At 32.7% G+C, this 2,392-nt stretch carries 1 protein-coding gene and 2 pseudogenes; 2 read left to right on the top strand and 1 reads right to left on the bottom strand.

The window, feature by feature from the left end; translation table 11 throughout:
• Positions 1-512, top strand: a pseudogene (locus CY0110_RS27500) (malto-oligosyltrehalose synthase); the annotation flags it as partial.
• A 59-nt stretch (positions 513-571) separates the two neighbouring features.
• Positions 572-2,089 carry a trehalase family glycosidase gene (locus tag CY0110_RS27495; RefSeq protein ID WP_008278945.1) on the top strand — a complete coding sequence of 506 codons (1,518 nt, stop codon included), beginning with the start codon at positions 572-574 and terminating at the stop codon, positions 2,087-2,089.
• Here the strand turns inward: CY0110_RS27495 and CY0110_RS27490 are convergent.
• Positions 2,082-2,392, bottom strand: a pseudogene (locus tag CY0110_RS27490) (LD-carboxypeptidase); the annotation flags it as partial. The gene CY0110_RS27495 and the pseudogene CY0110_RS27490 overlap by 8 nt on opposite strands.

The following is a 2,392-nucleotide window of genomic DNA, read 5'->3' as shown; positions in this document are numbered from 1 at the left end:
GTTTAGTTGATCCCGATAATCGTCGTCCTGTAAACTATCAGCAACGACAAGAGATACTCAAAGAAATAAAAGAACGTTCTCAACAAGATTTATCTACCTTAATTACAGAACTAAAAGACACAGCAAAAGATGGGAGAATTAAACTATTTTTAATTACTCAAGCATTAGAAGTCCGTAACCAAAATATCAAACTTTTTCAAGAAGGAGATTATATTCCTTTAACTATCCGCGGAAAATACGCTGATCATGTGGTAGCTTTTGCTAGAGTTTATGATAACCAATGCAGTATTACCGTAGTTCCGCGATATCTCACCAGTTTAGTTTCACCCCCGAACTATGCTTTAAGGGAAGAAGTTTGGCAAGATACTTATTTAGAAGTTCCTCATCAATTACAATCAAATTGGTTCAATAATCTAACAGGTGAAGTTTTATCTAATCAAGAAACCCTTACCATTGGTTCGATTTTTCAATCCTTTCCTGTTGCATTACTAATTAATAGTACCGAAGAATAAATTATTATTAATGCTGAACCATTAATCGTGTAACTTTTTAGCTAATTTTAACTTTTTCTATGTCTCCTAATTCTCTTCAAAATCAACCCACTCCAGAACAAATTGAAAAGGTAAAAATCTACATCAAAAAAAACTGGAAAACGCTTTCTCGGTCTCTATCTGATATTGTTAAAGCAGCAAAAGATCCCAAAGTTTGTCCAGAGTTAGATAGAATTTGTCCTGTTTATGTTTCTCCCAAAGAAAACATTGATTTAGTTCGAGAAAATATAAAAAAAGCGATCACAGAAGAAGAATTTGAACAAATAGATTTACGAATTTTACCTGGTGAACCTGAACAGATTACCGAACATGGTTTACTTTATTTACCTCATGATTATGTAGTTCCAGGAGGTCGTTTTAATGAAATGTATGGTTGGGACAGTTATTTTATTATTTTAGGTTTATTACAAGATGGAGAACTTAATCTGGCTAAAAATCAAGTTGAACAATTATTATATGAAATGGAGTATTATGGGACTATTCTCAATGCTAATCGTACCTATTTATTAAGCCGTTCTCAACCTCCTTTTTTGAGTCAAAGCATTTTAAAATTGTACGCAAAAACTCAAGATAAAGAATGGTTACGCTCAATTTTACCTCTTATTGAACAGTATTATTATTATTGGACAGTTCCTCCTCACTTAAACCAAGTTACGGGTTTATCCCATTACTATGATTTTGCAGAAGGACCAGCACCAGAAGTGATTATTTCTGAACGAGATGAAGCAGGAAGAACTCATTATGATCGAGTTAAAGAGTATTATCGAAATACCGATATTTCTGATTATGATCTAGAGGTCTTTTATGATGATAAACATGATAATTTAACTGACCTTTTTTATAAAGGCGATCGCTCTATGAGAGAGTCAGGATTAGATATTACCAATCGGTTTGGACCTTTTAGTGTTGATATCATCCATTATGCTCCTGTTTGTCTCAATTGTTTACTGTATCAAATGGAGGAAGATATATCTGAAATTAATGAAATTTTAGGACATAAAGATGCCATTGATTATTGGAAAGATAGGGCAATTAATCGAAAAAAACTAATTAATCAGTTTTTCTGGGATGAAAAATCAGGACTTTATTTAGATTATAATTTTGTTAAAAATCGTCGTCGTTATTATCCTTATCTTACCACTTTTTATCCACTTTGGGTAGGAATTGCTTCCCAAACTCAAGCTCAACGAGTTGTTAATAATCTTGCTTTATTTGAAGTAGCTGGAGGATTAAAAACAAGTGATCAAGTCACTGGAAATCAATGGGATGCGCCTTTTGGTTGGGCCCCATTTCACTTAATTGCGGTTGAAGGATTATCTCGTTATCAATTTGATGAAGAAGCTACAAGAATTGCAACAAAATTTGTAAACTTACTGATACAAGAATTTGAAAAAAAAGGAACCCTTGTCGAAAAATATGATGTTGAAAACTGTACAGCTAATGTGTCTGAAGAAATTTTATTTGGGTATAGTAGTAATGAAATCGGTTTTGGATGGACAAATGGAGTTTTCTTGGAGTTATTAAAATATATTAAATAACTCCTGATTCTAAATAATTAATGGTTCCAGTATTAGCATTTATTTCTACTTCTACCCCGATTGGAAAGGTTAAAACAGGTTCAATATGGCCAATTTGTGCGCCTATCCATGCAGGAATACCTAATGGTTTAATATGATCATTTAAGACTTGCTCTAAGCTTAAAGAAGCGTAACCCCCATCCGGTAAACAGTTAGTACATTCTCCAAAAATAAAGCCCGATAATTTATCTAAAATTCCAGCTATTTTTAAATGAGTAATCATGCGATCAATACGATAAATATCTTCTCCTACATCTTCGATAA

The organism is Crocosphaera chwakensis CCY0110, from assembly GCF_000169335.1.
GTDB classification, from domain to species: Bacteria; Cyanobacteriota; Cyanobacteriia; order Cyanobacteriales; family Microcystaceae; genus Crocosphaera; species Crocosphaera chwakensis.
The sequence above is the reverse complement of the archived record's forward strand: the minus strand, read 5'-3'. Positions and strand labels throughout refer to the sequence as shown.

Coding starts and splice junctions, on each gene's coding strand:
- CY0110_RS27495 (WP_008278945.1), top strand. CDS start 572: ATGTCTCCTAATTCTCTTCAAAATCAACCCACTCCAGAACAAATTGAA.